The organism is Epilithonimonas sp., from assembly GCF_032055105.1.
In the GTDB taxonomy this organism is placed as follows: Bacteria; Bacteroidota; Bacteroidia; order Flavobacteriales; family Weeksellaceae; genus Epilithonimonas.
In genome coordinates this window covers 126,274-149,829 of record NZ_DAMBRK010000007.1, presented here as the reverse complement: position 1 = coordinate 149,829, position 23,556 = coordinate 126,274, and the positions used below count along the sequence as shown (strand labels likewise).

At 35.1% G+C, this 23,556-nt stretch carries 24 protein-coding genes; 17 read left to right on the top strand and 7 right to left on the bottom strand.

Features of this window, described 5'->3' with window-relative positions:
• The first annotated feature begins 10 nt into the window (after positions 1 to 10).
• The 4 genes from rsmI to RTY06_RS08135 all read left to right on the top strand — a co-directional run bounded on the left by rsmI (position 11) and on the right by RTY06_RS08135 (position 2,779).
• The gene (rsmI, locus tag RTY06_RS08150; RefSeq protein WP_312824129.1) at positions 11 to 682 is read left to right on the top strand and encodes a 16S rRNA (cytidine(1402)-2'-O)-methyltransferase; all 672 of its coding nucleotides are present in this window, start codon (positions 11 to 13) and stop codon (positions 680 to 682) included.
• Positions 682 to 1,347 carry a hypothetical protein gene (locus RTY06_RS08145; RefSeq protein WP_312824128.1) on the top strand — a complete coding sequence of 222 codons (666 nt, stop codon included), beginning with the start codon at positions 682 to 684 and terminating at the stop codon, positions 1,345 to 1,347. Before rsmI ends, RTY06_RS08145 begins: the two co-directional genes overlap by 1 nt.
• Positions 1,348 to 1,393: 46 nt before the next feature.
• Positions 1,394 to 2,137, top strand: coding sequence for a 3-oxoacyl-[acyl-carrier-protein] reductase (gene fabG, locus RTY06_RS08140; protein ID WP_312824126.1), 744 nt, complete (start codon positions 1,394 to 1,396; stop codon positions 2,135 to 2,137).
• 69 nt (positions 2,138 to 2,206) lie between these two features.
• Positions 2,207 to 2,779: a nucleosidase gene (locus RTY06_RS08135; RefSeq protein WP_312824124.1), complete on the top strand. Its 573-nt coding sequence runs from the start codon at positions 2,207 to 2,209 to the stop codon at positions 2,777 to 2,779.
• Positions 2,780 to 2,838: 59 nt separating this feature from the next.
• On the opposite strand, the gene htpG is transcribed toward RTY06_RS08135, so the two are convergent.
• Positions 2,839 to 4,728 carry a molecular chaperone HtpG gene (htpG, locus tag RTY06_RS08130; protein ID WP_312824122.1) on the bottom strand — a complete coding sequence of 630 codons (1,890 nt, stop codon included), beginning with the start codon at positions 4,726 to 4,728 and terminating at the stop codon, positions 2,839 to 2,841.
• A gap of 448 nt (positions 4,729 to 5,176) precedes the next feature.
• On the opposite strand from htpG, the gene scpA reads away from it, so the two are divergent.
• The 9 genes from scpA to RTY06_RS08085 all read left to right on the top strand — a co-directional run bounded on the left by scpA (position 5,177) and on the right by RTY06_RS08085 (position 15,419).
• Positions 5,177 to 7,300 (top strand): methylmalonyl-CoA mutase, encoded by a 2,124-nt coding sequence (gene scpA, locus RTY06_RS08125; protein ID WP_312824121.1) that lies wholly within the window; start codon positions 5,177 to 5,179, stop codon positions 7,298 to 7,300.
• 197 nt (positions 7,301 to 7,497) lie between these two features.
• Positions 7,498 to 9,141, top strand: a complete 1,644-nt coding sequence (gene pgi, locus RTY06_RS08120) for a glucose-6-phosphate isomerase (protein ID WP_312824120.1) — start codon at positions 7,498 to 7,500, stop codon at positions 9,139 to 9,141.
• A gap of 75 nt (positions 9,142 to 9,216) precedes the next feature.
• Complete coding sequence (locus RTY06_RS08115; RefSeq protein WP_312824119.1) at positions 9,217 to 10,101, top strand: bifunctional 5,10-methylenetetrahydrofolate dehydrogenase/5,10-methenyltetrahydrofolate cyclohydrolase; 885 nt, start codon at positions 9,217 to 9,219, stop codon at positions 10,099 to 10,101.
• A complete protein-coding gene (locus RTY06_RS08110) occupies positions 10,094 to 10,726 on the top strand; it encodes a 7-carboxy-7-deazaguanine synthase QueE (RefSeq protein WP_312824117.1) in 633 nt (210 codons plus the stop codon). Before RTY06_RS08115 ends, RTY06_RS08110 begins: the two co-directional genes overlap by 8 nt.
• A gap of 9 nt (positions 10,727 to 10,735) precedes the next feature.
• Positions 10,736 to 12,106 carry an exopolysaccharide biosynthesis polyprenyl glycosylphosphotransferase gene (locus tag RTY06_RS08105; RefSeq protein ID WP_312824116.1) on the top strand — a complete coding sequence of 457 codons (1,371 nt, stop codon included), beginning with the start codon at positions 10,736 to 10,738 and terminating at the stop codon, positions 12,104 to 12,106.
• 33 nt (positions 12,107 to 12,139) lie between these two features.
• Positions 12,140 to 12,892: an ABC transporter permease gene (locus RTY06_RS08100; protein ID WP_116032755.1), complete on the top strand. Its 753-nt coding sequence runs from the start codon at positions 12,140 to 12,142 to the stop codon at positions 12,890 to 12,892.
• Positions 12,892 to 13,722: an ATP-binding cassette domain-containing protein gene (locus RTY06_RS08095; RefSeq protein WP_312824115.1), complete on the top strand. Its 831-nt coding sequence runs from the start codon at positions 12,892 to 12,894 to the stop codon at positions 13,720 to 13,722. Before RTY06_RS08100 ends, RTY06_RS08095 begins: the two co-directional genes overlap by 1 nt.
• Before the next feature lie 10 nt (positions 13,723 to 13,732).
• A complete protein-coding gene (locus RTY06_RS08090) occupies positions 13,733 to 14,353 on the top strand; it encodes a hypothetical protein (RefSeq protein ID WP_312824114.1) in 621 nt (206 codons plus the stop codon).
• A gap of 220 nt (positions 14,354 to 14,573) precedes the next feature.
• Positions 14,574 to 15,419, top strand: coding sequence for an AraC family transcriptional regulator (locus tag RTY06_RS08085; RefSeq protein ID WP_312824113.1), 846 nt, complete (start codon positions 14,574 to 14,576; stop codon positions 15,417 to 15,419).
• A 3-nt stretch (positions 15,420 to 15,422) separates the two neighbouring features.
• Here RTY06_RS08085 and RTY06_RS08080 read toward each other — a convergent pair whose 3' ends face one another.
• From RTY06_RS08080 to RTY06_RS08065, 4 genes are all read right to left on the bottom strand, one after another.
• Positions 15,423 to 15,710 carry a hypothetical protein gene (locus RTY06_RS08080; RefSeq protein WP_312824112.1) on the bottom strand — a complete coding sequence of 96 codons (288 nt, stop codon included), beginning with the start codon at positions 15,708 to 15,710 and terminating at the stop codon, positions 15,423 to 15,425.
• A gap of 38 nt (positions 15,711 to 15,748) precedes the next feature.
• Positions 15,749 to 16,555: a M48 family metallopeptidase gene (locus tag RTY06_RS08075; protein WP_312824110.1), complete on the bottom strand. Its 807-nt coding sequence runs from the start codon at positions 16,553 to 16,555 to the stop codon at positions 15,749 to 15,751.
• Between the two features lie 47 nt (positions 16,556 to 16,602).
• Positions 16,603 to 17,658, bottom strand: coding sequence for a thiamine-phosphate kinase (gene thiL / locus RTY06_RS08070; protein WP_312824108.1), 1,056 nt, complete (start codon positions 17,656 to 17,658; stop codon positions 16,603 to 16,605).
• A gap of 66 nt (positions 17,659 to 17,724) precedes the next feature.
• The gene (locus RTY06_RS08065) at positions 17,725 to 18,228 is read right to left on the bottom strand and encodes a thioesterase family protein (RefSeq protein WP_312824106.1); all 504 of its coding nucleotides are present in this window, start codon (positions 18,226 to 18,228) and stop codon (positions 17,725 to 17,727) included.
• A 123-nt stretch (positions 18,229 to 18,351) separates the two neighbouring features.
• On the opposite strand from RTY06_RS08065, the gene RTY06_RS08060 reads away from it, so the two are divergent.
• The 3 genes from RTY06_RS08060 to RTY06_RS08050 are packed head-to-tail and all read left to right on the top strand — an operon-like array spanning position 18,352 to position 20,298.
• Positions 18,352 to 19,563 carry an NAD(P)/FAD-dependent oxidoreductase gene (locus RTY06_RS08060; RefSeq protein ID WP_312824104.1) on the top strand — a complete coding sequence of 404 codons (1,212 nt, stop codon included), beginning with the start codon at positions 18,352 to 18,354 and terminating at the stop codon, positions 19,561 to 19,563.
• A gap of 37 nt (positions 19,564 to 19,600) precedes the next feature.
• Positions 19,601 to 19,933 carry a bacteriophage spanin2 family protein gene (locus RTY06_RS08055; protein WP_312824102.1) on the top strand — a complete coding sequence of 111 codons (333 nt, stop codon included), beginning with the start codon at positions 19,601 to 19,603 and terminating at the stop codon, positions 19,931 to 19,933.
• Positions 19,934 to 19,935: 2 nt separating this feature from the next.
• Positions 19,936 to 20,298: a hypothetical protein gene (locus tag RTY06_RS08050; RefSeq protein WP_312824101.1), complete on the top strand. Its 363-nt coding sequence runs from the start codon at positions 19,936 to 19,938 to the stop codon at positions 20,296 to 20,298.
• Here RTY06_RS08050 and RTY06_RS08045 read toward each other — a convergent pair.
• Positions 20,275 to 20,652, bottom strand: coding sequence for a DUF2809 domain-containing protein (locus tag RTY06_RS08045; protein WP_312824100.1), 378 nt, complete (start codon positions 20,650 to 20,652; stop codon positions 20,275 to 20,277). The genes RTY06_RS08050 and RTY06_RS08045 overlap by 24 nt on opposite strands.
• A 121-nt stretch (positions 20,653 to 20,773) precedes the next feature.
• Here RTY06_RS08045 and RTY06_RS08040 point away from each other — a divergent pair, with 121 nt between their 5' ends.
• Positions 20,774 to 20,950 carry a hypothetical protein gene (locus tag RTY06_RS08040; protein ID WP_312824098.1) on the top strand — a complete coding sequence of 59 codons (177 nt, stop codon included), beginning with the start codon at positions 20,774 to 20,776 and terminating at the stop codon, positions 20,948 to 20,950.
• Between the two features lie 3 nt (positions 20,951 to 20,953).
• Here the strand turns inward: RTY06_RS08040 and mutS are convergent, their stop codons facing one another.
• A complete protein-coding gene (gene mutS, locus RTY06_RS08035; RefSeq protein WP_312824192.1) occupies positions 20,954 to 23,509 on the bottom strand; it encodes a DNA mismatch repair protein MutS in 2,556 nt (851 codons plus the stop codon).
• Positions 23,510 to 23,556 lie beyond the last annotated feature (47 nt).

Here is a 23,556-nt window from a genome sequence, read left to right as displayed (position 1 = left end):
TAAAAAGTAGATGAGTGGTATTCTTTATTTTGTTCCAACACCCGTTGGAAATCTGGAAGATATGACTTTCCGAGCTGTGAAAGTTCTGAAAGAAGTGGATTATATTTTGTGTGAAGATACAAGAACTTCTGGTGTTCTTCTAAAACATTACGAAATATCTAAACCTTTGAAATCCTATCATTTACATAACGAACATCAAGCTACACAAAAAGTAATTGATGACCTCAAAAATGGTCAAAATATTGCTATCATTACCGATGCAGGAACTCCAGGAATTTCCGACCCAGGTTATCTTTTGGCAAAAGCTTGTGCGGATGAAAATTTGGAAATGATTTGCCTTCCTGGCGCAACAGCGTTGATTCCAGCGCTTGTAGTTTCCGGATTACCAAATAATGAGTTTCTTTTTGCAGGATTTCTTCCTCAAAAAAAGGGAAGACAAACAAAATTGAAACAATTGGCTGAAGAGAAAAAGACAATCGTTCTTTACGAAAGTCCACATAAAATCAATACAACGCTTGAACAAATCAAAGAATTTTTTGGAGAAGAAACTAGAGCGAGTTTAAGTCGGGAAATTTCCAAAAAATTCGAGGAAACTAAACGTGGGACAATCAATGAGTTAATTGAATTCTCGAAAAGCAAAACTTTAAAAGGTGAAATTGTTCTGATTGTGAATAATTCATAATGAAAAATTACAAACTAGGTCAATACGAAATTGAAGATTTAGAATTTGCTTTGTCAGATTTTGAGAAGCAATATGGAATTCATTTTAATCAAGATGAATTGAATTCTATTGAATGTGTTGAACAATTAACAGAAGCCATTTCAAATAAATTTGATTATGAAAGTTCTAGTGATTGTACTAGTCAACGAGCTTTTTACAAATTGAGAAATGTTCTGAATAAATTGAATACTGGAAATCAAAATATCAAACCGGATTTGGAATTGGCAGAATTAATTCCAAGAAAAGGCAGAATTCAGAAAGTAAAAGAAATTGAAACAGAATTAGGATTCGAACTTAATGTTCTCCAGCCAAAAAATTGGATTTTTTATTCGGCAATTTTTTTGTGGATAGGAGTAATTTTATTGTTTTTTTTCCACTTCTTTTATGCCTTAATTTTAGCGATTTTTAACTACTATTTTTTTGGTTTCATCTTTAAAAAAGGAAAGGAATTTAAAGTATCAACTGTTGAAGAACTCGTTAATAAAATTGTTATGGAAAATTATTTTAGAGTCAGAAGAACTTCAAATACAATTAATAAAATTGAGTTTAAAAAAGTAGTTTTAGAATGGTTTTCCGATAGAATGGATATGGATAAAGAAGAACTAAAATCTGCAAAGTTCATTTAAAGTATTATTTTTGCCATAATAAAATTAGAAAACATTATAAAAATATATGGGATTACTACAAGGTAAAGTTGCAATCATCACTGGAGCAACGCGTGGAATCGGAAGAGGAATTGCAGAGGTTTTTGCCAAAGAAGGTGCGAAAATCGCATTCACTTATGCCGGTTCTGTTGAAAAAGCTAAAGAATTAGAATCAGAATTAAGCAAAATAACAGAAATCAAAGGATATCAGTCAGATGCTTCGGATTATGACGCCGCTCAAAAATTGGTTGAGGATGTATTGGCAGAATTCGGAACGATTGACATTTTGGTAAATAATGCAGGAATTACAAGAGATAACTTGATGTTGAGAATGTCAAAAGAAGATTGGGATACGATTATCAAAGTTAACTTGGATTCTGTTTTCAACTTGACAAAAGCGGTTATCAAACCAATGATGAAAGCTAAATCTGGTTCTATCATCAATATGACTTCGGTTGTAGGTGTGAAAGGAAATGCAGGACAAGCAAATTATGCCGCTTCTAAAGCTGGAGCAATTGGTTTTACTAAATCTATCGCTTTGGAATTAGGTTCCAGAAACATCCGTTGCAACGCAATTGCTCCAGGTTTCATCGAAACTGAAATGACGGCAGCTTTGGACGAAAAGACAGTTCAAGGTTGGAGAGACGGAATTCCTATGAAAAGAGGAGGACAACCTGAAGACGTTGCTAATGCTTGTGTTTTCTTCGCAAGTGAACTATCTTCTTACGTTACAGGTCAGGTTCTGAATGTTGATGGAGGAATGTTGACTTAATTAAAACAATATCAATTAATTATAAGGCTTTTTGTACAGTACGCAAAAAGCTTTTTTTATAAAAAAATTATGACAATCAACGGAAAGAGTTACAATAATATTTTATTGGTTTTTGCTTTGGAATCTGAAGCAGGAAAAGAATTCGAAAATTATAACAAAGTCTTTGTAGGAATAGGAAAAGTTAAAGCGACTTATAATCTTACAAAAGCTATTCAGAAAGTAAAACCGGATTTAATTATCAATCTTGGAACTGCCGGAAGTACAACTTTTGACAGAGGAAGCGTTGTGAATTGTAGTCGTTTTATTCAGAGAGATATGGATGTCAGAGCTTTGGGTTTTCAGAAGTTTGAAACACCGCTTTCTGGTGAACCTGTTGTTATGGAGTATGGTTTAAATGTCGAAAGTCTCCCAAATGGAATCTGCGGTTCTGGCGACCAATTCGAAATGGAGCATATTAATCCAGAATATAATGTCATCGATATGGAAGCTTTTGCGCTTGCGAAAGTTGCAGAATATGAAAAAATCGATTTTCTATGTCTGAAATATATTTCTGACGGCGCAGACGGAAATGCAGCCGACGATTGGACACAAGAGGTCAAAAAAGCATCGATTACGTTGAAAAGAGAACTAGACAATCTTTAAATAATAAAAAAAGGAACTCAAAACTGAGTTCCTTTTCCTTTTTCATTAATATCTAAGTTTTATTTCAAACTCTCAAAACTACGTTTGATAAAATCCGTCAATTCTTTTCCTTTCAAAAGATTCTGAGATAATTTTGCCAAATCCAAAGCCTGATTAATCATCACATTTTTCTCATCAGCATTATCTTTTTTCAGTAATTCCTCAGCGAAATTCGAATTAGAATTCACCACCAAATTATACATCTCCGGGAAACCGCCCATTGCGAACATTCCGCCACCGCCAGTTGCCTGCATATCTTTCATTCTTCTAAAAAACTCCGGCTGAGTTAACGTAAACGGAGCATCTGTAGAGTCCAAATCTTCCAATTGAACCGTAAACTTCGTATCATTAATCGATTCCTCGATTTCTTTCTTCAATGTTTCTTTATCCGAATCATTTAGTTTAGAAATTTTCGGCTCATCTTTTTTGATTAAGTTATTGATATGGTCTGCATCAACTCTCGCAAAAGAAACATTCTCTTTCGAAGATTCCAATTTCTGGATTAGATGCGGAACAATTGGAGAATCCAGCAATAAAACGTCATAACCTTTTTCTTTCGCAGATTCTATATAGCTGTGTTGTTCGTCAGCGTTATTCGCATAAAGAATTACTGTTTTTCCGTCTTTATCTGTTTGAGTTGGTTTGATTTTCTCAATCAATTCATCCCAAAGATAATAGTTGTTATCCGTCGTTGGATAAAGTGCAAACTTGTCAGATTTTTCATAGAATTTATCTTCCGAAATCATTCCGTATTCGATAACGATTTTGATATCATTCCATTTCTGATTATAATCTTCACGATTTTCATTGATTAACGAAACCATTTTGTCCGCAACTTTTTTCGTGATGTAAGAAGAGATTTTCTTCACTGCACCGTCAGCTTGAAGATAAGAACGGGAAACATTCAACGGAATATCCGGTGAATCAATCACACCTCTCAACAACATCAAGAAGTCAGGAACAATTCCTTTCACCTCATCCGTCACAAACACCTGATTTTGATACAATTGAATTTTATCTTTCTCGATATTCAGGTTGTTACCCAATTTCGGAAAGAACAAAACGCCTGTCAAATTGAACGGATAATCTACATTCAAATGGATATGAAACAAAGGCTCTTCAAACTGCATCGGATACAATTCTCTGTAGAAATTGTTGTAATCCTCATCTTTCAGTTCAGACGGCGATTTTGTCCAAGCCGGATTCGTGTTATTGATGATGTTGTCAACTTCAATGGTTTCCGGTTTCGCATCTTCAGCAGAACCTTCCGGCAAAGGCAAAGTCTCGGTTTTTGTCCCGAATTTAATCGCAACTTGATTGAATTTGTTATACTTTGTCAACAATTCACGAATTTTAGATTCCTCCAAAAACTCAGTCGAATCTTCTGCAATATGAAGCACAATTTCAGTTCCTCTGTCAGATTTTTCAGCTTCTTCAAGCGTATATTCCGGACTTCCGTCGCAAATCCAACGAACCGCTTTACTATCTTCTTTATAAGATTTAGTCAAGATTTCAACTTTCTCTGCCACCATAAATGCCGAATAAAATCCAAGACCAAAATGTCCGATAATTCCAGCATCTTTCGCTGAATCTTTATATTTTTCAAGGAATTCCTCAGCACCTGAAAATGCCACTTGGTTGATATATTTCTCAACTTCTTCACCAGTCATCCCGATTCCTTGATCTTTGATAGTCAGTGTTTTCGCATCTTTATCAATTTTTACTTCGATGATTGGATTTCCGTATTCAACCTTCGCTTCACCAATTGTCGTAAGGTGTTTCAGCTTCGTCGTCGCATCCGTTGCATTAGAAATTAACTCACGTAGAAAAATCTCGTGGTCGCTGTAAAGAAACTTTTTGATGAGCGGAAAAATATTTTCCACCGACACATTAATACTTCCTGTTGCCATATTATATTATTTTTTGTTTTTTATTAAAATTTGAAAGACAAATCTCAAAAAAAAGACCATCCAAAAATTAATGACAAATTGTCGCTTGAAATTAAAAACTCTAAACCTAAAAGTCTTCGACTCCGCTCAGACTGACATTGCTGAAAATGAAACCATAGTATTAGACTTGTCACACTGAGCGGAGTCGAAGTGTTTTTTCTTAAAATAAAACTTTTGATGGGTTTTTACGCCTTTGCGAACCTTAAAAATATTTTCAATATTGGAAAAAAAATTTTGCGTGCTTTGCTTTCAAAAATTACAGTAGCTTATATGATAAATTTGACTTCGTCAAATCTTTGCGCCTTAAAACATAGAATCATATAAAACCCTTTTGTGCCTTTGCGTTTAAAATCCAAGCCGAGCATAAACCAAAAATCCTTACATTTACTTTCATCAACAAAAAGCAATAATGCGTCATAAAATAAAAACCCAAAACCCTGATTTTAAGAATATTAAATTCAATTCTAATTCAGAAAATTACACTTTTGAAAAAGACGGTTTGGAGTTAAAATCAAAATACAGTGCAGAAGATGTAAAAAACGAAAGCATCAAAAATGGGTCTGCCGGAATTGCGCCTTTTCTTCGAGGTCCATATTCTACAATGTATGTTCAGAAACCTTGGACCATTCGCCAATACGCAGGGTTTTCCACAGCCGAAGAATCTAATGCTTTTTACAGACGAAACCTTCAAGCTGGACAAAAAGGACTTTCGGTAGCTTTTGATTTGGCAACACACAGAGGTTATGATTCCGACCACGCAAGAGTCGTTGGCGATGTCGGAAAAGCAGGTGTTGCGATTGATTCGGTTGAGGATATGAAAATCCTTTTCGACCAGATTCCATTGGATGAGATTTCGGTTTCAATGACAATGAATGGTGCAGTTTTACCGATTTTATCTTTTTACATTGTCGCTGCTGAAGAACAAGGTGTTTCTCAGGATAAACTATCCGGAACTATTCAGAATGATATTTTGAAAGAATTTATGGTTCGGAATACTTATATCTATCCGCCAACACCATCAATGAAAATCATCGCCGATATTTTCGAATACACTTCCAAAAACATCCCGAAATTCAACTCGATTTCTATTTCGGGTTATCATATGCAGGAAGCTGGAGCAACGCCGGTTTTGGAAATGGCTTATACTTTAGCCGACGGATTAGAATATGTAAGAACCGGAATCAAAGCCGGAATGAACGTTGACGATTTCGCTCCGAGATTATCCTTTTTCTGGGCTATCGGAATGAATCATTTTATGGAAATCGCCAAAATGCGCGCAGCTCGTTATATTTGGGCAAATCTCCTAACACAATTCAATCCTCAAAATCAAAAATCCTTAGCTTTAAGAACTCATTCTCAGACTTCTGGTTGGAGTTTGACGGAACAAGAACCTTTCAATAATATCACAAGAACTGCCATTGAAGCGTTATCTTCTGCTTTAGGCGGAACTCAATCCTTACACACGAATGCTTTGGATGAAGCGATTGCCTTACCAACAGATTATTCAGCAAAAATCGCCAGAAACACCCAAATCATTCTTCAACAGGAAAGCGGAATCTGCGACGTTGTTGACCCAATGGGCGGAAGTCACTTAGTCGAATCACTAACACAGCAAATGATTGACGAAGCAATGAAATACATAGATGAGGTTGAAAAAGAAGGAGGAATGACAAAAGCCATTGAAGCAGGAATCCCGAAAATGAGAATCGAGGAAGCCGCAGCAAGAAAACAAGCAAAAATCGATAGCGGAGAAGAATTCATCATCGGAGTTAATTCCTTCAAATCCAATCTAAAACAAACCGACATAGATATTCTCGACATTGATAACACAGAAGTCCGCCGAAAACAAATCGAAAGATTAGAAAGAATAAAAGCTGAACGTAACACCGAGGCGGTCAGCCAAATTTTGGATGAAATTAGAAGTTGTGCAAAAACAGGAAATGGAAATCTTCTTGAACTTTGTATAGAAGCGGCAAGAAGAAGAGTAACACTTGGAGAAATGAGCGATGCAATGGAAGAAAGTTTCGGACGTTACAAAGCCAATATCAGAACTATTTCAGGAGTTTACGCTATGAATGCAGGAAAAAACGAATACTTTGAAAAAGCTGTTTCTCTAAGCCAGAAATTTGAAGATGCGGAAGGAAGACGACCGAGAATTATGGTGGCTAAAATGGGTCAAGACGGTCACGACCGTGGTGCAAAAGTCGTAGCAACTGCATTTGCAGATATGGGTTTTGATGTGGATGTTGCACCGTTGTTCCAAACTCCGGAAGAAGTCGCAAAACAGGCGGTGGAAAATGACATCCATATTTTAGGTGTTTCTTCTTTAGCGGCTGGTCACAAAACACTCGTTCCGCAAGTTGTGGACGAACTGAAAAAACTCGGTGCAGACGATATCACCATTGTTGTTGGTGGTGTAATTCCCCAACAGGATTATGAGTTTTTATACGCTAATGGTGCCGATTTTATCTTCGGTCCCGGGACTAATTTGCCCAAATGTGCGGTTGACATTTTGGAGGAATTTTTAAACTAAAATTTTACGAGAAAATAAAATGTAGAATAAAAAATTTTAGATACTATTCAAAATCTATTTTTGGAACGGGAAAAATTAAAATTTAAACCTTGTTTTTTTACATATTATGTTAAAACTAATTTAAAAAGAAGTTATTGATTTTTCGTAAATTTGCAAGTCTTTTAGATAAATCATCAATCTAACATTTAAATTATAATATGTTACCAAAAATAAATCCCCTTCAGACTTCCGCTTGGAAAGCTCTTGACCAGCAATTTGCAAACAATGATTTTGAACTTAGAACTTTGTTCCAGTACAATCCAAACCGTTTTCAGGAGTTTTCGTTAGAAACAGAAAACTATCTTTTTGATTATTCTAAGAATTTGGTTGATGCTAAAACTTTAGAATTATTGTTACAGTTGGCAGAAGAATCACAATTGAAGGAAGCAATTGGCAAAATGTTTTCTGGTGACAAAATCAACGAAACTGAGGGAAGAGCAGTTCTTCACACCGCTTTGAGAGATTTTTCTGATAAGGAGATTTTGGTTGACGGCGAAAATATCAAACCTGCAATCAAAAAGGTTTTGGATCATATGAAAGCTTTTTCGGAATCCGTAATTTCTGGTTCTCACAAAGGTTTCACTGGCAAGGAAATCACGGATGTGGTGAATGTAGGAATCGGAGGTTCTGATCTTGGACCAGTGATGGTTTGCTCTGCTTTAAAACATTTTAAAACAAGACTGAATGTTCATTTCGTTTCCAATGTGGACGGAAATCATATGGCAGAAGTTGTTAAAGATCTTAATCCTGAAACAACTTTGTTTATTGTTGCCTCTAAGACTTTTACGACTCAGGAAACAATGACCAATGCCAATTCTGCAAAAAAATGGTTCTTGAAATCCGGTGCTAAAAATGAAGATGTTGCAAAACATTTCGTAGCATTATCAACCAATATTGAGGCGGTTAAAAAATTCGGAATTGCGGAAGAGAATATCTTCGAATTTTGGGATTGGGTTGGCGGTCGTTACTCGCTTTGGAGTGCAATCGGATTAAGTATTGTCTTGTCTGTTGGTTATGAAAATTTCGAACAGTTATTGAAAGGAGCAAACGATACAGATGTTCATTTCCAAACTAAAGATTTTAAAGAAAATGTTCCTGTTTTGATGGGCGTTTTGGGTGTTTGGTATCGTAATTTCTATGCTGCTGGAACTTATGCAATTTTGCCTTATTCTCAATATCTTGATCGTTTCTCTGCTTATCTTCAGCAAGGTGATATGGAAAGTAACGGGAAATCTGTTGACAGAAATGGCGAATTCGTGGAATACGAAACAGGGCCAATCATTTGGGGAGAACCGGGAACTAATGGTCAACACGCTTTTTATCAATTAATTCATCAGGGAACAGAATTAATTCCTGCAGATTTCATCGCTTATGCTAAATCTTTAAATGAAGTTGGTGAACATCAGGATATCTTATTAGCGAATTATTTTGCACAAACAGAAGCTTTAGCATTTGGAAAAACAGAAGATGAAGTTTTTGCTGAATTAAGATCATCTGGCAAATCAGAAGAAGAAATTGAAAAGTTGTTGAATTACAAAATATTCGCTGGAAATACACCAACCAATTCTTTCTTGTTTAAGGAATTGACTCCATTCACATTAGGACAATTAATAGCTTTATACGAACACAAGATTTTTGTTCAAGGTGTGATTTGGAATATCTTTAGTTTTGACCAATTTGGTGTAGAATTAGGAAAAGTATTAGCGGGAAAAATCCTTCCAGAATTGGAAGCTGAAGGTCAAGTTGAAACGCACGACAGTTCAACCAACGGTTTGATTAATTTTTATAAATCAAATCGATAAAATATAAAAGTGGAGTGTTGGGAAAGGAGCACTTCACTTTTTTCAAATAAATCTAAAAAGTAAAAAGAAAGAAAAATGGCACAAATTCTAGATGGACTGAAAGTGTCCAAAGAGGTAAAAGCTGAGATCAAAGAAGAGGTTCAGAAGATTCTTGCCAACAAAAGAAGAGCGCCACATTTGGTCGCAATTTTAGTTGGTAACAATGGAGCAAGCAAAGCTTATGTCAATAGCAAAGTGAAAGATTGTGAAGAAGTTGGATTCAGTTCTTCATTGATCAAATTTCCAAGCACAGTTTCAGAATCAGAGTTATTGGAGAAAATCGATGAGTTGAATAAGTCAAAAGATGTAGACGGATTTATCGTTCAGTTGCCTTTGCCAAAGCAAATTGATCAGGAGAAAATCATTATGGCAATTGACCCGAGAAAAGATGTGGATGGTTTTCATCCAGAGAATTTTGGTAAAATGGCTTTGGAAATGGATACATTTTTACCAGCAACACCATTTGGAATTTTGACATTATTGGAACGATATAATATCGAAACCAAAGGAAAAGATTGTGTAATCATCGGTAGAAGTAGAATCGTTGGGAAACCAATGAGTATATTAATGGGAAGAAAAGATTTCCCAGGAAATTCTACAGTGACTTTGACACACTCTTACACAGAACATATAGAAGAATATACAAAAAAAGCAGACATTGTAATAACAGCGCTTGGTGATCCTAATTTCTTAAAAGGAGAGATGATCAAAGATGGAGCAGTTATCGTAGATGTCGGCATTACAAGAGTTGATGATGATTCTGAGAAAGGATATCATCTTGCAGGCGATGTAGATTTTGACAGTTGCGCAGAAAAAGCAAGTTGGATCACGCCAGTTCCTGGAGGAGTTGGACCAATGACGCGAGCAATGCTGATGAAAAATACCATCATTGCCTATAAAACGTCAGTTTATAATGACTAAAGAAGAAGAAAATATTTTATTAAAAGAAGGTAAAATGCTCCCAGTGATGGAGCATTTTTACACTATTCAAGGTGAGGGATTTCATGCTGGAAAAGCGGCGTATTTCATTCGCTTAGGTGGATGTGATGTTGGCTGTCATTGGTGTGATGTCAAGGAAAGTTGGGATCCAACGCTTCATCCATTGATGGATACTGTAGAAATTGCAGAAACCGCAGCAAAATATTGCAAGACAATTGTTCTCACAGGTGGAGAGCCATTAATGTGGAATCTTGATATCTTGACTTCAAAGTTAAAAGAGTTGGGATGTACTATTCATATCGAAACTTCTGGCGCTTATCCTATGAGCGGACATCTGGACTGGATCACGCTGTCGCCTAAGAAAACAGGACTTCCGTTAGCAGATATTTATAAAGAAGCGAGTGAACTTAAGATGATTATCTTCAATCAAAATGATTTTAAATTCGCTGAGGAACAAGCTGTTAGAGTTTCAGATTCTTGCGAACTTTATCTACAGAGCGAATGGAGCAAACGAGATGCGAATTATCCTAAAATTACAGATTTCATTTTAGAAAATCCAAGATGGAGATCTTCTATCCAAACGCATAAATATCTGAATATCCCTTAAATTTGGTTTATGCAAAGACTTCGATATTCTCGATATTTCAAGACATTTGTGATTTTACTAGATATGATTCTGGTATCATCTGTATTTGTGATTTATTATTGGAGAAACTTCGAAGTCAAATATGACTCAGAATCTGTTGAACAGAATGTTTTATCAATTCTATTGTTATGTTTTTTTTGGTTATTGCTGAGTGGAAGAACAAGGCTTTATCACATACCAAGGAATGTTACTTATACGATATATCTGGAAAGAATTCTGATCCATGTATTTTTCTTTTTTCTTGGCGTTGTAATGCTTGGAAAAGTCAGTATGAATGACTTCCTCAAAACGGAACGTTTTTATCTTGCCGGCATTTTGCTATTAGTAGTAATCCCTATTAAAAGTTTCATCTATTTTCTTTTGAAATACATCAGAAGTAAGGGGATTAACCATAGAAATGTGATGTTTATAGAAGAAGGTATTTCTTCCAATATGCTTAGGGAGATCATCAATCAGCGTAAAGATTATGGATACAGAATATACGATTATCCGCAAGGGAATTACAATTTGAATCATATTATAGAGTTCTGGAGAGATAATGGGATTCACACCATCTTTTTGCCATCTGAACACCGCCTGGAAAAACAATTTGAGAATGATCTTTTCCGCCAAGCAGAACTTAATAAAGTTAAAATTTCTTTAGTTCCTAATATTATTCAGAACGAGTTTTTTGAGTATGAGTTCAATTACATAGAAACTGTTCCGGTATTGTCTCAGGCAAAATATCCATTAGATTTTTTCACAAATGCTGCACTCAAGAGATTATTTGATTTGTTTTTTTCTTTGGTTGTTTTAATAGGAATTTGTTCTTGGCTTTTTCCAATCATTATTTTATTAATAAAATTGGATGGATCAAAAGGACCTGTATTTTTTATTCAAAAAAGATATGGCTATCACGATGAGGTTTTTGATTGTTTGAAATTCAGAACAATGAGATCTGAGAATAATACAGCTCAAAGCACAACTTCTGTTAATGATAATAGAATTACCAAAGTAGGAAAATTTCTAAGAAAAACCAGTTTGGATGAGATGCCACAATTTATAAATGTGCTTAGAGGAGATATGACAGTTGTTGGGCCAAGGCCTCATATGCTTTTGGTGGATGATTTTTATAAACCGAAAATTAGTAGATATAGTCTTAGAAGTATGGTAAAACCAGGAATTACAGGGCTGGCTCAGGTAAGTGGTTTCCGTGGGGATGAAGGAGATATGAAAGCTGGGATGAAAAAAAGAATCCTTGCAGACTCATTTTATGTTAGAAATTGGAGTTTTAGTATGGATATTGTTATCATTTTCAAAACTGCTTTTTTGGTCATAATTGGAGACAAAAATGCACGTTAAGTATTTATTAAAGAAAAGAACTAATTTTGTTTTATGTTAAAACAACTATTTACCTCTATAGGAGAATATTTTTTGCTGTTAGGAAAAGCTATCAGTAAACCACAAAAAAGAAACGTCTATATGAAACTGCTTGTAAGAGAGTTTTATGACTTGGGAGTCAATTCTTTTGGCTTGGTTTTGTTTACATCTTTCTTCGTAGGCGCGGTTGTAGCTATTCAGATGTTTAATAATTTTGATGCATCCGATTTTCCAATTCCTAATAGTTTTGTGGGATATGCAACAAAAACAGTTTTAATTTTGGAATTTTCTCCTACGATTATATCTGTAATTCTTGCAGGTAAAGTAGGCTCTTACATTGCCTCTAGTATTGGAACAATGCGTGTTACAGAACAAATTGATGCATTGGATATTATGGGAGTCAATTCTCCAAATTTCTTGATTTTGCCAAAGATTGTAGCTAGTGTTGTTTTCAATCCAATACTTATTGCCATTAGTATTGTTGTCGGGATTTGGGGAGGTTATGTCGCAGGAGTTGCTACAGGAAACTGGACTACTGCAGATTACATTACAGGAATACAGATGTATATGCCGTCTTATTTCATATGGTATGCTTTTCTTAAAACAGCTGTTTTTGCTTTTTTAATTGCAACTATTCCCGCTTATTTTGGATATAATGTAAAAGGAGGATCTTTGGAAGTAGGAAGAGCAAGTACACAAGCTGTTGTTTGGACAATGATTTCTGTAATCATAATGAACTTATTACTAACACAAATGTTCCTTAGCTAATGATAGAAGTAAAAGAATTAAGAAAGAAATTTGATGATGTTGAGGTTTTGAAAGGAATTAATACATCATTTGATACCGGAAAGGTCAATCTTATCATTGGACAGAGTGGATCCGGGAAAACAGTTTTCCTCAAATCACTACTCAATGTTTTTGAGCCATCAAGCGGAGCTATTTTATTTGATGGACGAGATATTATGACAATGTCCAGAGAAGAAAAGCAGGGTTTACGCTCAGAGATTGGAACGGTTTTCCAAGGAAGTGCACTATTTGACTCTATGACAGTTGAAGAGAACATTAGTTTCCCATTGGATATGTTTACCAATCTTACTTATCGCGAGAAAAAAAGAAAAGTTCTGGAGGTGATTGGTCGAGTTAATCTTCAGAATGCCAATAAAAAATATCCTTCCGAAATATCAGGAGGGATGCAAAAAAGAGTTGCTATTGCAAGAGCAATTGTTAATAATCCGAAATACCTTTTCTGTGATGAGCCCAACTCTGGATTAGATCCCTATACATCCAATGTTATTGATGATCTTTTGATGGAAATCACAAAAGAGTATAACACCACAACAATCATCAATACCCATGATATGAACTCTGTGATGACGATTGGTGAAAAAATCCTTTATCTAAGACTAGGAGTTAAAGAATGGGAGGGGAACAAAGATATTCTGGCAACAGCAAAGAATAAACATCTGATAGATTTCGTTTATTCATCAGAACTGTTCAAGCAACTGAGAGACTTTATGCTCGAGAATGATCAAACTAGTTTAATTGACGTAAAACCCGAAAACAATGAGAAAGACAATTCAAAAATTTCAAAACAATAATAATTTCAAAATGAGTAAAAAACTAATTAGTACACTAGCCGTATTTTTAGGAATAATGGCCTATTCGCAAGTCACCGTTGGAGTGAGAGCTAATGCTCTTTTCAATACTTCTTCGGCTAGCTGGGATAATTTCACAAATACCATTAACGGAGAAAAAGAAAATTCTGGTTTCAATGCAGGTTTATCTTTCAAAATTGGTTCTCCAGTGGGAGGATGGTTTGTAATGCCGGAAATTTATTATACTTCTATCAAGACTGAAGCTACTGCGACAACTGTAACAGAAGGAAATGTTAATATTGAGGCAAAAAGTAATAGAATTGATGTTCCTGTTTTAGTAGGACATAATTTCTTATTGGGCAAATTAGCGGCATTTGTAGGGCCTGTGGCTTCTTATAACCTTACCACAGACAACACATTTGCAAACTTTAAGGAAAATGCTACGAAAGAGTTTACAGTAGGTTATCAATTTGGAGCGCAAGCAACTTTGTCTAAGTTTGTTATCAATGCAAGATACGAAGGCGCTTTTTCAAAAGATACAAGAAAATTTATCAATAACGTATCAGGAGAAGAAGTAAGATATGACAACCGCCCAAGTATGTTTATCTTAGGTATAGGCTATAATTTCAAATAATATTTTATTATCATAAAAATGAGAAGGCTGGAAAAACAATTTTCCAGCCTTCTTCATATATAGACCTTAAAAATTTACAAAACCAATTCTTTGTGAGAAACTTGATTTTGTTCTACAAATGTAAAGGCAAACATTCAAATTCTTTTTAACATAATAAATAAAAAACAGAACAATATTAATCTAATTTGTTTATTTTTACATAAATTTAGCATTAACAGGAATGAAGGTAATTCTAGAACATATTTCGCCTGATGATAATAGCTCTTTCCGAGTTCTCCATATCAAAGATGTTCCCATTTCCGAACTCAATTGGCAATACCACTATCATCCTGAAATTGAGATTGTTTGTGTACTGAAAGGTAAAGGAACAAGACATGTTGGCTATCATAAAAGCCACTTCGAAGATGGCGCTTTGGTATTGATTGGTTCTAATATTCCACACTCTGGTTTAGGTCTTAACGCAACTGATCCACACGAGGAAATCGTAATCCAGTTCCGAGAAGAGATTCTTTGTTTGCCAGAAGGAGAACCAGATACTAATTCTATTAAAAAACTAATAGAGATATCAAGATATGGCGTTCTTTTTTCTTCGGAAGTTAAAAAACGATTGATTCCCAAATTAGAAAAAATTACTGAGGCAGAAGGTTACACAAGATATCTATTACTTCTGGATCTTCTTTTTGAACTTTCCAAAACAGATGACTACGAACTAATGAATACAGAAGTAATGCCTTATACAATAGTTTCCAGAAATAGGAACCGTCTGGAAGCGGTTTTCACCTATGTGGAAAATGGTTATCGGAATGAGCTGGATATTATGCAAGCCGCAGATTTGGCTAATCTTACAAAGCCTGCTTTCTGTAATTTTTTCAAAAAAGCAACTTCATTAACTTTTGTCGAGTTTGTCAATCGATATAGGATTGACAAAGCTTGCATCCTACTTTCCCAAGAAAAAAGCATAGCAGAAAGTTGCTATGCTACAGGTTTTAATAATATTACTTATTTTAATAAGATATTTAAAAAATATACCAAGACTACGCCCGGTCAATTTATCAGAAGTCTTTAATTATTAAAGGCTTCTATTGTTTATATTTTTTACTGCTTGTTGTTTTTCCAATTCCGCTTTTTGCTTTTGAAGTTCTTTGAACTCTCTTTTCAGTTGAGCTTCTTTTACAGCGTTTCCTTTGCTGACGTAGCCTATCATTCCTCCAATAAAAAGACCAATTCCGATTCCTGCCAAAATTCCCATCAAAGTAATGGGTTCAAATAATTTGATGACAGAAAAATTATCATTGAAATAAAAAAGAACAAAAGCTAAGGCCAATAACAAAAGCCCTGTTAAACTTAAACCCTTCATAGTATTGTGATTTAGATTCTAAAATTTACTAAAAAAGTTTATAGTTTTCCACCAGCAGCTTTATAATATTGAAGCGCTTTTGGCATATCAGCATTCAGGTCTGCAATTCTATTAGCGGGATTTGGGTGGGTAGAAAGAAATTCTGGTTGTCTACTTCCTGTTGAAGAAGCCTCCATTCTTTGCCAGAAAGAAGTTGCTGTTCTTGGATCGTAACCTGCCATTGCCATCAGTTGTAATCCCATTTCGTCTGCTTCAGATTCTTGTTTTCTACCGTAAGCCAAAAGTCCAACTTGTGCTCCTACAGGATATACTTTTTCGAAGATTCCTGCCCATTGACTGTTAGAAATTGTCCCTCCTAAAAAACTTCCTCCATATTGTGCAATCATTGCTTGCGAGATTCTCTCGTTTCCGTGTCCTGCTAAAGCATGAGAAACCTCATGACCCATTACGACTGCAATTCCGTTATCGTCCTTACAAACGGGCAAAATACCTGTATAAAACGCTACTTTTCCGCCTGGCATACACCAAGCGTTTAGTTGGCTGTCCTGGATCAAATTAAACTCCCAATTATAACCCGATAGCGCAGATTCTCTGCCTATACTTTTATAATAAGCATAAGCTGCATTTTTGATTTTTGCGCCTACATTTTTGACTCTATTAGCATCAGCAGTCCCAGTAATTACTTTGGAGCTAGAAAGGGTTGTTTTGTACTCTGCTGCTGCAGCAGTTACTATCTCGCTGTTGTTAGCAATTTGAAGAGAAGAGCGACCTGTTACAGGATTAGTAACACAAGCCGTAATTCCTAATCCAGCTAATAATAAGGTTGAAATTTTTACAATTTTCATCGTTTTATTTTTTTAATTAATTGTGTTTTACAAGTTTTATTCCAAAACTACTCTTTGTTCAAAAATGCATCCCAACCTTGTGCTGTTAACGGAATCAATTGATTAGAACCTCTTGCAATCAAGAAATTACCTGCATTGTTTTCTGTAGCGTGACCAATTATCGTGAAATCTGGATGATTCTTAATCTTATCAAAATCTGAAGAAGCAATTGTGAATAGCAATTCATAATCTTCGCCACCATTTAGCGCAGCCATTGCAGGATTAAGGTTCAATTCGTCTGCTGTATGGATCGTAGTTTCATCCATCGGGATTTTCTCTTCATAAACATTGAATCCTACTTTTGACTGATCCGATAAATGAAGAATCTCAGAAGCCAACCCATCAGAAACATCAATCATAGATGTTGGTAAAACATCCAATTCTGCTAATTTAGCTTTAACATCCGTTCTTGCTTCTGGCTTCAATTGTCTTTCCAAGATATAATCGTAACCTTCCATTTCAGGCTGCATATTTGGGTTTGCCAAATAAACAGAATGTTCTCTTTCCAAAATCTGTAGCCCAAGATAAGCGCCTCCAAGATCTCCTGTTACAACCAATAGATCGTTTGGTTTTGCACCATTTCTTTTTACGATTTTATCTTCGTTTTCAAGACCAATTGCAGTAACGCTAATGACTAATCCAGCGTTGGAACTTGTTGTATCTCCGCCAATTAAGTCTACTTTGTATCTGTTACAAGCTAAGGCAATTCCAGCATAGATTTCTTCCAAAGCTTCAACCGGAAAACGATTAGAAACAGCAACAGAAACCAAAATCTGAGTTGGTGTTGCATTCATCGCAGCAATATCGCTGAGGTTCACAACAACAGATTTGTAACCCAAATGTTTCAGTGGAACGTAACCCAAATTAAAATGGACACCTTCCGCTAGCATATCAGTTGATACGACAACTTTTTGACCTTCAGAATCAATAATAGCTGCATCATCGCCAATAGAAAGTCTTGTAGAATTCTGAACAATTGGAAAATTCTCTGTCAAATGTTTTATCAATCCAAATTCTCCAAGCTTGGAAATAGGCGTGAGTTCTTGTGATTTATCTTCGAGCATAATTTTTTATTAATGATGAGTTGTAAATAATTAATGATAATTCGTTTTTATCACTAATTTAAAAATTTATTTAAAGTTTTCTAAAAGAGAAACGTCTATGTTCTCTGGTCGGAAAGGCAAAGTTTTCAAATATTCTCTGGAAATCGTCTGTACATTTTCAGATTTATATTCGTTCATTACCAAGAGGATGTCTTCTGGCGGAGTTGTTGTTTTTCTCAACATCATATCAATCCAAACACCGGTTGCTTCTGCTGTTGCACAATGGGTTCCATCGGTAAGATAAAACTTGTGAACGAATTGATAAATCATCCCATCTTCTGACATTGCGGCTACTTCCAAACCAACAAAAACTGTTTGATCTGCATAGATTTCTTTGAAGAAAGAATAACGCTCGTGCAACATCACAGGACCAACTCCCCAACGATTCAGTTGAGTTAAACCGATTTTGTTTTTATTAAGGAAAGCCATTCTCGTTTGTGAGCAATAGTCAACATAGGTTGAGTTTCCAAGATGACGATTAGCGTCGATATCGCTCCATCTTACTTCGAATTTATGGTAATAAACAGACATTTTTTTCGATTTTAATATTCTTCAAAATTAACCATTTGAGGTGGATATTAAAAATGTAATTTTGTGCATCGAATACAAAAGTGTCGAACACGCGACATATTGGTTTCATTGAAATTAAAATTAATGTCAAAAAAGAAAAGAATAATCATTATTGGTGGAGGCGCAGCTGGTTTTTTTGCAGCAGCTAATCTTGATAAACAAAAGTTTTACGTTACAATTATCGAACAAAACTCTGATGTTTTACAAAAAGTGAAAATCTCTGGAGGTGGAAGATGCAATGTGACGCACGCTTGTTTTGATCCGAGGGAATTGGTTCAATTTTATCCAAGAGGAAATAGAGAATTGCTGAGTGTTTTTACAAAATTTCAACCTGGTGACACAATGGATTGGTTCGAAACCAGAAATGTTCCCTTGAAAATCGAAAAAGATAATCGCATTTTTCCAACAACAGATTCTTCTCAAAGTATTATGAATGCTTTGATTAATGAAGTTCGAGAAAAAGGTTTTGAAGTTAAAACTCAGGTTTCCGTTTTGGAGATTCTTAAAGATGATGAAACTTATTTAATTAAAACAAAACAAGGCGATTTCGTAGCCGATATTGTAATTTACACGACAGGAAGTTCTCCAAAATCTGTGAAATTGATTCAAAATCTAGGTCATAAAATTGTAGAAGCTGTTCCTTCTCTTTTCACATTTAATATTAAAGATAATTTGCTGAAAGATCTTCCTGGAACAAGTTTTGAAAATGCGGAAGTTAGAATTCCGAGTTTAAAAACTGAAGAATCTGGACCGCTTCTTATCACACATTGGGGACTTTCTGGTCCTGCAGTTTTGAAAATATCGGCTTGGGAAGCAAGAACTCTGGCAAAATTGAAATATCAGTTTGAAATCGAGGTTAATTTCATCTCAAAACCAATTGCTGAAGCTGAAGAAGAACTGAAAGAATTTAAAAATCAAAATCCTAAAAGATCTATCGGACAATCCAAAATATTTGATGTTACGAATCGTTTTTGGAACAAGATTTTGGAAATCAATCAAATCAATCCAGAGAAGCAGATTGCTAATATTTCGGGAAAAGAAATGAACTTAATTCTTGAAAATCTCTGTGCTAAAAAACTTTTGGTTACAGGAAAATCAACCTTTAAAGATGAGTTTGTAACGGCTGGTGGAGTAGATCTTAAAGAAATTAATTTTAAAAATATGTCTTCAAAGGTTTTATCAGATTTTTATATTGCTGGTGAAGTTCTTGATATAGATGCAGTTACGGGAGGTTTTAATTTCCAAGCCTGTTGGAGCGAAGCTTGGTTAATTTCGCAACATCTAAACTCGATGTAACAAATGTTTTATTAAATTTGAGAAATTAACTTTGAAAATGAAATTCAGAAAAAACGTCATCAGACTGCTTGTATTATCAAGTTTACTTTTCATATTCTCTTGCCAAACCAGAGTAGTTTCTCCAACAAAACCTTTGCAAGATAATTCCATCGATTTGTATAAAAAATACACGATTCAGACCAAAGATGCGAAGTCACAGAGAATTGAAGTTTTGAAAATTGATGCAACCAAAATCTATGGCAAAAACAAAGCAGGTGAAATGGTAGAAATCGAGAAAAACGAAGTGAGAGAAGTTAAAAAGCTTGATGTTTTGCTTTCTGCTATTATTGCAATCGCAGCGGTTGCAGCAGTTGTTTTTATTCCAATTTAACAGTGAGAAAAAATTTCTTTTTACTATTTTCTTTAATATCATTTTATTCATTTTCTCAAAAAACACAAAATGAATTTTCTGCAAAGTATCCTTTGGGAAATGAAGTTTTCAAAAAAGAGTTGTCTCAGGCATTGAATGTTGATAATATTAAAGGTAACGGAAAGGATACTTGTTATGTGAGATTTGTTGTTGAAAGAGATGGTTCTCTGTCAAATATTATTGCAGAAGGAAAAAACAATTCATTTAATAAAGAGGCAGAGAGAGCTTTAATGAAACTAAATCCTAAATGGACGCCAGGAAGTATAAACAACGTTCTTGTTAGAAGTCGGTTTAAGGTTCCCCTATATATTGATTTTGGAAAGTAAAAATAAAATCAAACATCCTACAAAATAAAACAAAATATCTCCCCAACTAAAAGAGTTGCCCAAAATTATCATCATTACCCGATTGTCTTTGAAACCCATCAATTCTCCGAAGTGAAAATATTGGGCAAACTCAATCAGACAAGAAAATATAAAAACTCCAATAATCAGTTTTGTTGGATTAATTTCAAAAAATGCTTTGATGAAATAATACATCAACATTACAACAAAAACATCGCCCAGATATGCTCTTACAAAGAAAATGTCTTTGAGTTTTGTAGCAATCAGAACTTCTACAAGGAAAATGAAAATAGCAATTAAGAAGTTTTTGTAGTCGAATTTTAATTGGAGAGTCACAATTGATAGCTTTTAAATCATAACAAAAAATCGGTGTAAATATTTTATGCCGATTTTTTATTTCAATAAGTTTAAACTTGGTTTAATTTTTGAAAAAGTATTTTTAAAAAATCAAATTATTATGAAAAAGATACTTTTTATGGGAATATTAGCTTCTTTAATTTTAAGTTGTATTCCAGACAAGGATAAGCGAGATAAAAGAAAAGACGACCTAAGCGCAGAGCATATGAGAAATGAAGGGATAGACTCTGCTGCTGTTTCTTCTCAAAAAAATACAGTGGATACGATTTCTAAATAATCGCTATCTCCCAATCATCTTCTTAATCGAGTTCAGTTTCATCAGAGCTTCAATTGGCGTCAAAGTATTGATGTCAATTTTTGTCAATTCTTCGCGGATATTTTCCAGAACTGGGTCGTCCAATTGAAAGAATGAAAGCTGAAGGTTTTCTTCGGTCACGCGTTTTATTTTCTCTCCGGAATCTTGTGTTGTTCTGGTTGATTCTAGAGTTTTAAGAATTTCATTGGCGCGATTCACAACTTTGGAAGGCATTCCTGCCAACTTCGCCACATGAATACCAAAACTGTGTTCACTTCCTCCTGAAATCAACTTTCTGAGAAAAATAATATTGCCTTTTGCTTCTTGAATGGAGACGTGGAAGTTCTTGATTCTTTCGAAGTTGACAGACATTTCGTTCAACTCGTGATAATGCGTTGCAAACAATGTTTTCGGTTGAGTCGGATGTTGATGAAGATATTCGGCAATCGCCCAAGCAATAGAAACGCCATCGTAAGTAGATGTTCCACGTCCGATTTCATCCAGAAGAATCAAACTTCTGTCCGAGATATTATTAAGGATATTCGCAGCTTCATTCATTTCCACCATAAAAGTCGATTCGCCAGCAGATAAATTATCTGTTGCGCCAACTCTTGTGAAAATCTTGTCAAGCGTTCCAATTTCAGCGTGTTTCGCAGGAACAAAACTTCCGATTTGAGCCAGCAAAGCAATAATCGCAGTTTGTCTCAGAATCGCGGATTTACCGGCCATATTCGGTCCGGTTACCATTATGATTTGTTGAGAATCTTTGTCTAAGAAAACATCGTTCGGGATGTAAGATTCGCCAAGTGGAAGTGATTTTTCGATGATTGGATGTCGTCCTTCCTGAATGTCGATTGAGAAAGAATCATTCAGAATAGGTTTGGTGTAATTGTCTTCAACAGACAAATCTGACAAGCCAACTGCGCAATCCAATTCACCAATCAGTTTCGAATTTTCCTGCAATTGGTCGATATAAATCAAAACATTTTCGCAGACATTTCTGTAAAGTTCCAATTCTAATTTTCCAATTTTTTCTTCAGCGCCAAGAATTTGATTTTCATATTCTTTCAGCTCTTCGGTGATGTAACGTTCTGCATTTACCAAAGTCTGTTTACGAATCCAATCTTCAGGAACTTTGTCTTTATGCGTATTTCTAACTTCGATATAATAACCGAAAACGCCATTGAAATCAATTTTCAAACTTGTGATTCCAGTTCTTTCGATTTCACGTTGACACATATCGTCTAAGAAACCACGACCTTTGCTTTGAAGATTTCTTAAGTGGTCAAGTTCTTCCGAAATTCCTTCTTTGATGACATTTCCTTTGTTGATGTTGACAGGAAGTTCATCATTCAAATGATTTTTGATGAAATCGATTAATTCCTCAAGATTGATGAAAGGGTCAATCCAAGCTAAAACGTCCGGAAATTTCAGAAGATGTTTTCTGATTTCATTAATATTAATGATACTTTGACGGAGATAACCTAATTCTTTCGGTGAAATCTTTTCGGCTGCTAATTTTCCAATTAATCTATCCAAATCAGAGATGCCTTTCAGCAAATCTTTAATGTCGTATTTCAAAGAATCTTCTTTGTTAAGGAATTCAATTAGGTTCAATCTTCTGTTGATATCGCCGATATTTTTCAAGGGAAGAATCAAACGTCTTCTCAATAATCTTCCACCCATCGGAGTAGAAGTTTTATCAATAATATCAAGTAGAGATTTCCCTTGATGATTAGCAGAATAAACAATCTCGAGATTCCTCAACGTGAAATTATCCATCATCAGATAATCATCCTGTGGAATCACTTGAATTCTCGTAATATGCTGTAAAAGTGCGTGATGCGTATCTTCAACCAAATAAGCGAAAATTGCTCCTGCTGCAGTAATTCCTAATTTATGTTCATCGATTCCAAAGCCTTTCAAAGATTGTGTTTTGAAATGCGAAGTCAGTTTTTCGTAAGCATAAGGATATTTGAACGCCCAATCTTCCAGCTTGAAAACATTTTTATTCCTAAGCTGATTCGGAATCTCCGAAGTTCTTTGATAGATAATTTCGCTCGGGTCAAAAGTGTGAACAATGTGAAGTAATTTCTCAAGATTACCTTCACTTACGAGAAATTCTCCGGTAGAAACATCCACAAGTGCCATTCCGTATTTTTCTTTTTCCTTATGAAGAGAAAGTAGGAAGTTATTTTTCTTAGAAGTCAGAACTTGGTCATTGAACGTAACACCTGGTGTAACCAATTCTGTAACACCACGTTTTACAATTCCTTTGACGGATTTTGGGTCTTCCAACTGATCGCAAATCGCAACACGCATCCCAGCTCTAACAAGCTTTGGTAAATAAGAATCTACAGAATGATGCGGAAATCCAGCCAATTCGATATGACCTTCGCCATTGGCTCTTTTGGTGAGAACAATCCCAAGAATCTGCGACGTTTTTATCGCATCTTGTCCAAAAGTTTCGTAGAAATCTCCAACACGGAACAGCAATAATGCATCAGGATATTTCGCCTTAATCGTATTGTATTGCGTCATTAACGGAGTTTCTTTCTTTGCCAATTTTCGGGATTTTAGAAGCGCTA

What these genes read in the sequence shown, in the direction of transcription:
- rsmI (WP_312824129.1), top strand. Translation starts at nt 11, where the DNA reads ATGAGTGGTATTCTTTATTTTGTTCCAACACCCGTTGGAAATCTGGAA.
- RTY06_RS08145 (WP_312824128.1), top strand. Translation starts at nt 682, where the DNA reads ATGAAAAATTACAAACTAGGTCAATACGAAATTGAAGATTTAGAATTT.
- fabG (WP_312824126.1), top strand. Translation starts at nt 1,394, where the DNA reads ATGGGATTACTACAAGGTAAAGTTGCAATCATCACTGGAGCAACGCGT.
- RTY06_RS08135 (WP_312824124.1), top strand. Translation starts at nt 2,207, where the DNA reads ATGACAATCAACGGAAAGAGTTACAATAATATTTTATTGGTTTTTGCT.
- htpG (WP_312824122.1), bottom strand. Translation starts at nt 4,728, where the DNA reads ATGGCAACAGGAAGTATTAATGTGTCGGTGGAAAATATTTTTCCGCTC.
- scpA (WP_312824121.1), top strand. Translation starts at nt 5,177, where the DNA reads ATGCGTCATAAAATAAAAACCCAAAACCCTGATTTTAAGAATATTAAA.
- pgi (WP_312824120.1), top strand. Translation starts at nt 7,498, where the DNA reads ATGTTACCAAAAATAAATCCCCTTCAGACTTCCGCTTGGAAAGCTCTT.
- RTY06_RS08115 (WP_312824119.1), top strand. Translation starts at nt 9,217, where the DNA reads ATGGCACAAATTCTAGATGGACTGAAAGTGTCCAAAGAGGTAAAAGCT.
- RTY06_RS08110 (WP_312824117.1), top strand. Translation starts at nt 10,094, where the DNA reads ATGACTAAAGAAGAAGAAAATATTTTATTAAAAGAAGGTAAAATGCTC.
- RTY06_RS08105 (WP_312824116.1), top strand. Translation starts at nt 10,736, where the DNA reads ATGCAAAGACTTCGATATTCTCGATATTTCAAGACATTTGTGATTTTA.
- RTY06_RS08100 (WP_116032755.1), top strand. Translation starts at nt 12,140, where the DNA reads ATGTTAAAACAACTATTTACCTCTATAGGAGAATATTTTTTGCTGTTA.
- RTY06_RS08095 (WP_312824115.1), top strand. Translation starts at nt 12,892, where the DNA reads ATGATAGAAGTAAAAGAATTAAGAAAGAAATTTGATGATGTTGAGGTT.
- RTY06_RS08090 (WP_312824114.1), top strand. Translation starts at nt 13,733, where the DNA reads ATGAGTAAAAAACTAATTAGTACACTAGCCGTATTTTTAGGAATAATG.
- RTY06_RS08085 (WP_312824113.1), top strand. Translation starts at nt 14,574, where the DNA reads ATGAAGGTAATTCTAGAACATATTTCGCCTGATGATAATAGCTCTTTC.
- RTY06_RS08080 (WP_312824112.1), bottom strand. Translation starts at nt 15,710, where the DNA reads ATGAAGGGTTTAAGTTTAACAGGGCTTTTGTTATTGGCCTTAGCTTTT.
- RTY06_RS08075 (WP_312824110.1), bottom strand. Translation starts at nt 16,555, where the DNA reads ATGAAAATTGTAAAAATTTCAACCTTATTATTAGCTGGATTAGGAATT.
- thiL (WP_312824108.1), bottom strand. Translation starts at nt 17,658, where the DNA reads ATGCTCGAAGATAAATCACAAGAACTCACGCCTATTTCCAAGCTTGGA.
- RTY06_RS08065 (WP_312824106.1), bottom strand. Translation starts at nt 18,228, where the DNA reads ATGTCTGTTTATTACCATAAATTCGAAGTAAGATGGAGCGATATCGAC.
- RTY06_RS08060 (WP_312824104.1), top strand. Translation starts at nt 18,352, where the DNA reads ATGTCAAAAAAGAAAAGAATAATCATTATTGGTGGAGGCGCAGCTGGT.
- RTY06_RS08055 (WP_312824102.1), top strand. Translation starts at nt 19,601, where the DNA reads ATGAAATTCAGAAAAAACGTCATCAGACTGCTTGTATTATCAAGTTTA.
- RTY06_RS08040 (WP_312824098.1), top strand. Translation starts at nt 20,774, where the DNA reads ATGAAAAAGATACTTTTTATGGGAATATTAGCTTCTTTAATTTTAAGT.
- mutS (WP_312824192.1), bottom strand. Translation starts at nt 23,509, where the DNA reads ATGACGCAATACAATACGATTAAGGCGAAATATCCTGATGCATTATTG.